We start from the raw sequence: 5,364 nt of genomic DNA on the forward strand, positions 1-5,364 counted from the left end.
TTAAGTTGTGCACGTTCACAATAGAGCTGAAGTGCGAGCTCCTCTGCCTGATCTAAAGTTGTTGTTTTAGTCGGAAAATAACACGCACTATATTTGAGTCTTTTTCCAAGCACCGCCTGAAAAAACTCGGTCGGCAATTCATAGTGCTGCTCGTTTGCCTTATCCGTTTCAACGGCGATTTCACTCCGTTTTAACATATTAAGCACATCCATGTATCGCTGCACCCCTTGTTCAGGGTCATAACGACCCTCTTGAATTAAGCGTTTTTTGCTTAAAGCACGGATTGCAGCTCGAATTGCATGATCTGGAAGTACACCACTTTCAACAATTCTCAAAGACTGATGAACAATAAAATCCATATGCGCACCTATTTTTTGGGTTTTCGCGGAATAAACATTGATGTTTTTTGCTGATAATCACGATAATTTTGACCGCGACTTTTAATTGCTTGTTTTTCACTAAATGGAATACCCGTGACGTAATATAAAAACAGCCACATCAGTAACGGATAAATCCACAATAAATATTGGCCTGCCGCTAAACCAATGATTGGATAGGCAAACCAATGTAACCATTCAAAAAAATAATTTGGGTGACGTGAATAACGCCATAAGCCCTGATCCATGGTTTTGCCATGATGATCTGGATTTAATTTAAACCGATATAATTGCTGATCAGCGAGCTGCTCTCCAATAAAGGCAATCGCCATGATGACGGCCGCAATCACTAAAGTGACTTTATATCCACTACTCCATTCAGTTGCTTCTACATTGAGTAGCGTCCACATTGGTAAGAAGAACAAAAGCACTAAAAGTGTTTGGAAGATAAAAAATAAGAAGAAGCCAAAATGCTGAAACTTTCCCATGGCTTGACGCATGCTCGCGTAACGGCCATCTTCTTTTTGTTCAGATTGATAACGTCTTAACAGATGCCAAAATAATCTTAGAAACCATAAGCCGCTAAAAATACCGATAAAAAATCGTACTTCAACAGGAGCAACTGAAATGAGTAAAGAAGACACAATAATGTTTACTGCCAGACAGAAACTCCATGCAGCATCTACAATTCCAGCTCGACCATTTAGAGTGGCAAGTAGCCAGCTCAGTAACATGATCATTAAATCTAGAATCAGTAAATTCAAAAACATCAGCAGTCTCCCTACTTGAGCTGTTTGAGTTAGTAACTAGCACTCTCAAACAACAAGTGAACATTGCTTATCACGCCTTCTTTAAAACCACCTTCGCAATAACATAAATAGAAATCCCACATGCGAATGAAGTTTTCATCGAAACCCAGAGCCAATACTTCTTCTCGTGCTGCTAAAAACCGTGCTCGCCAGTGATGAATTGTTTGTGCATAACTTAAACCGATATCATTTAAATGCTTTAGCCTTAAACCACTTTCAGAGGCGGTTTGAGTCAATACACTTATGCTAGGGATAAAGCTACCAGGGAAAATATAGCGCTTAATATAATCAACTGTATTTAATGCTTTTTTATATCGAAAATCTTCAATGGTAATGGCTTGAATAAATGCCAAACCTTTTGGTTTTAATAGCGCTTTACACTGATCAAAGTATGTCGATAAATATTGCGCACCAACGGCCTCAACCATTTCAATTGAAACCAGCTTATCGAACTTGCCTTCCAGCAAGCGGTAATCTTTGAGTTGCACATCAATTCGATGTGCTAAGCCTGCGTCATTTACACGAGTAATCGCTTCATCGTATTGGGCTTGTGAAATGGTAATGGTGGTCACTCTACAGCCGTAATGTTGAGCCGCATAAATAGCAAAACCGCCCCAACCACTTCCGATTTCAACTAAATGATCCATTGGTTTTAAATCTAACTTTTTACAGATCAGCTCTTTCTTAAAATCAGATGCGTCTTCGAGTGTCATATTTTCATTTTCAAAAAATGCACTCGAATACATTAAAGATGGATCTAGAAATAATTTAAAAAAGTCATTGCTTAAGTCGTAATGCTCGGCAATATTTTTACGGCTACCGCTTAAAGAATTCTTTCTATTTTTATACCAAGCTTTAAGAAAAAGCTGGCTCGCCTGTGCAATAACATTCTGGTTGAACTGGTCCAATACATCTCGATTACGTGCCAAGATCTGAACCAACTCTACAAGTTGCTCGCTGCTCCAGTCACCACGGATATAGCCTTCCGCTGCCCCTAAAACCCCATTTTTTAAAATCAGATCCATCAATAGAGGATTGCGGACTTCAATCACAGCATGTAAGTCTGAAACCTCACCAACCGTACCACTCCACGCGCCCTGAAAAGTAATCTGTCCATGACGTAGTTTAAGAAGACTCTTGAGCAGTAACGGTAGTGAGTCATCTTCACCATAAAGAAATGTTTTTATCATGTCTTATCTACCTTTATCTTTTTAGGGTGGCGATAAAATGGAACTTTTTTTCGCCACAACTTAAATGCCTCTAAATATATTGAAAACAGCATTTTAAAAGGCGCTAGGCTGTTATTAAGAGCATATCTATATTGCTGTGAAGGAAATGTGATGGGCACAAGTTCAAAGCGCATAGTGGCATCAAAGAGTTGTTTTTGTTCTTCAAAAAGCTGCATGTGAATGACATTTTGCTGATCTGAAAAACTAAATCGCCAGTGATAAGTCAACTGCATGGGCATGAATGGCGAAACATGAAATGATTTTTCAAAATGAAAATCAAAACTCTGATAATCACCCATATTTCTTTGTTGTTTTGAGCAGTCATGTATATAAACTTTTCGTTCATTCCACGGGGTATTGATAATTTCACTGACAATAAATACGGGTTTTCCAGTTTTATTTAAAACAAAATAAAATACGACCGAATTAAACCTAAAACCCAAACAACGAGGCAAAGCCAAGACTCTGATTTGCCAGTCTGGCCGAAGATGTGAGTTGTTATTTTGCATTATCGCTTTCTCGACTCTATCCCTTATAGAACCGCGATACATATTTAAAAAATCTTTTTCAGATAGTGTTAGTACATTCCAATGATCAGTCGACCAAAGTGAACAATCTTTTGTAATATCATCTAATTGATCTGGATCGAACCATAAATAATTTAAGGTCGATGTAAACTCATGCGGTTTCGGGCTATAGCGTCTATGACGAATAAGTGCAGGAGCGATAGCAAGTTTATTTAATAACATTTGAAAGCTCCTTACCTATTTTTATAACGCTAAGAGTTGCTCTACAACACGTGCCGCACTGCGGGCTCCATCTTCATGAAAGCCCCAGCCCCAATACGCTCCACAAAACGCAGTCCGATTTTGCCCATTAATTTCGTGCCAACGAGATTGAGCTTGAATCGCTTTTGCATCAAACACAGGATGACGATATTTACGCTCAACCAAGATGTCTTCAGCTTTAATTTTCATATTCGGATTTAACGTAGAAAAAATCTGAGTAGCGCAGGATAAGTTCTGCAAATTATTCATCCAGTAGGTAAAACCATAATGTATGTCGGATACTTCGTTTTGAACTTGAGATGCATGAGTTACATGTACATGCCAGCTTGCCCACTGCAAACGGCTTTTAGGCATAATTGAAAGATCACGGTGAACCACCATTCGATTATCTTGATAACCAAATTGACTTAATATTTCCTGTTCAAGTTCTGACGCATCTTTAATTAAACTTAGGCTATCGTCAGCGTGGCTTGCAAAAATCACCCAGTCGTATTGGGCTTGCCCTTCAACGGTTTCAATCAAAACTGTTTCTGGTGAACGGTTCACAGCTTTTACTTCTGCAAACTTCCACTCAATGGATGGGCAATTCTTTTGAATAGCACGAATGTAACTTGCTGAACCGTGTTTAACCGTTTGCCATTTCGGCCGCTCTTTTAGCTGTAACATGCGGTGATGCTGAAAAAAGCTCACCACAAATCGATATGGAATTTGGCCTACCTGCTCAACGGGTGCCGACCATAAGGCACCGCACATCGGATAAAGATGTTCATAACGAAACTCATGACTATATTTGTGAAGGTCTAAATACTCTTCAATCGATAAATTAGGATCAATATCTGTAACATCTATATCTTTATTGTCATCATAAAAACGAAGCAAATCTGAGAGCATTTGCAGAAATTTTCGGTTTAAAAAGTTCTGCGGACGGGCAAAGAGCGACCATTTTTTTGAAGGATTATATTGAAGTCCACTGACCAGATTATTCACCGAAAAACTCATATCGCTGCTTTGAGTTTCTACGCCTAATTTTTTAAGCATGTCAGTAAATAACGGATAGTTATAGTCGTTAAACACGATAAAACCACTATCTACCGCGACTTTAGCATCTTCTATCTCTAGCTCGTGAGTGTCAGTATGACCACCAAAATAGTTATTTTTTTCATACACAGTGACTTGATGTTGTTCTGACAATCTCCAAGCTGCGTAAAGTCCAGATATACCTGAACCAATAATGGCAATTTTCATAACACTTCACCGTTTTCAATTTTCTCTATCGATAAGTCTTTAATTTTTTTATATTGGTAAACCTTGTCTGGTACGGGCTTTAGCCCCCATACCAAACCAAATAAAGACATCAGTTTGAGCACATAAAAGGTGATATCAATCTGCCACCAATAAAAACCTTGACGCACACTGCCTGCGTAAAAGTGATGGTTGTTATGCCATCCCTCGCCCAAGGTAATTAAAGAAAGTAGGAAGTTATTACGACTATCATCTGGAGTATTAAACTCACGTGAGCCATAACGATGAGCAAGTGAATTAATACATAAGGTTGCATGCGTTAATAGAACTGTGGAAATCACGAAACCCCACACCAAAAGCTGTAAACCATTGGTACCCAAATCAGGAAAATGTTGTGCAAGCCATGAACCTAGGCCATAAATTGCTAAGGCCGTCAAAATCACAATAGGCAAACTAAATCGGTCTAGCCAAATCAGCTCTGGATATTTCAACCAGTCTTTAATGATTTTTTTTCGAGTGGCAAAATTCTGCTCATTTAAAAACCAGCCTACATGGGAATACCAAAAGCCTGCTTTCGCTGAATGCGGGTCCTGATCGGTGTCGGTAAAATGATGGTGATAACGGTGATGTGCTGCCCACCATAACGGCCCGCGCTGCGCACTCATCGTCCCGATCAGTACAAAAATAAATTGAACAATACGTGATGTCTGAAAAGTTTTATGCGAAAGATAGCGGTGAAAAAAAGCGGTAATTGCAAACATGCGAATAAAATAAAATCCCAGCATGAAGATCACAGCAAACCAAGACACCCCCACCCAAAACGCTGCTAAACAAGCGATATGTAATAAAATAAAAGGAATAATTCTTAACCATTGAATGTTCTTTTCAATGACATATTCGCTAGAAGTACCCACTTGCG

General features: G+C 39.0%; 6 protein-coding genes. All 6 read right to left on the reverse strand.

Translation table 11 applies throughout. The features are described 5' to 3' along the window. The coding region (locus UC75_RS20400; RefSeq protein ID WP_228137129.1) for an SAM-dependent methyltransferase at window positions 1–359 on the reverse strand (359 nt) is incomplete at its 3' end. 8 nt (window positions 360–367) lie between these two features. Continuing rightward, a complete protein-coding gene (locus UC75_RS06245) occupies window positions 368–1,147 on the reverse strand; it encodes a DUF1295 domain-containing protein (protein WP_049837041.1) in 780 nt (259 codons plus the stop codon). Between the two features lie 29 nt (window positions 1,148–1,176). Further along, window positions 1,177–2,376 (reverse strand): SAM-dependent methyltransferase, encoded by a 1,200-nt coding sequence (locus UC75_RS06250; protein WP_049837042.1) that lies wholly within the window; start codon window positions 2,374–2,376, stop codon window positions 1,177–1,179. Continuing rightward, on the reverse strand, window positions 2,373–3,164 hold the full coding sequence (locus UC75_RS06255) for a DUF1365 domain-containing protein (protein ID WP_049837043.1): 792 nt from the start codon (window positions 3,162–3,164) through the stop codon (window positions 2,373–2,375). The genes UC75_RS06250 and UC75_RS06255 overlap by 4 nt, the downstream gene beginning before the upstream one ends. 21 nt (window positions 3,165–3,185) lie before the next feature. Beyond that, window positions 3,186–4,448, reverse strand: coding sequence for an NAD(P)/FAD-dependent oxidoreductase (locus UC75_RS06260; protein WP_049837044.1), 1,263 nt, complete (start codon window positions 4,446–4,448; stop codon window positions 3,186–3,188). Beyond that, window positions 4,445–5,364 (reverse strand): acyl-CoA desaturase (locus tag UC75_RS06265; protein ID WP_164837869.1); only part of this gene is annotated, 920 nt, incomplete at its 5' end. The genes UC75_RS06265 and UC75_RS06260, both read right to left, overlap by 4 nt.

Origin of the sequence: Acinetobacter sp. V2, assembly GCF_001188385.1 — a bacterium.
Lineage (GTDB): Bacteria > Pseudomonadota > Gammaproteobacteria > Pseudomonadales > Moraxellaceae > Acinetobacter > Acinetobacter oleivorans.

What these genes read in the sequence shown, in the direction of transcription:
- UC75_RS06245 (WP_049837041.1), bottom strand. Translation starts at nt 1,147, where the DNA reads ATGTTTTTGAATTTACTGATTCTAGATTTAATGATCATGTTACTGAGC.
- UC75_RS06250 (WP_049837042.1), bottom strand. Translation starts at nt 2,376, where the DNA reads ATGATAAAAACATTTCTTTATGGTGAAGATGACTCACTACCGTTACTG.
- UC75_RS06255 (WP_049837043.1), bottom strand. Translation starts at nt 3,164, where the DNA reads ATGTTATTAAATAAACTTGCTATCGCTCCTGCACTTATTCGTCATAGA.
- UC75_RS06260 (WP_049837044.1), bottom strand. Translation starts at nt 4,448, where the DNA reads ATGAAAATTGCCATTATTGGTTCAGGTATATCTGGACTTTACGCAGCT.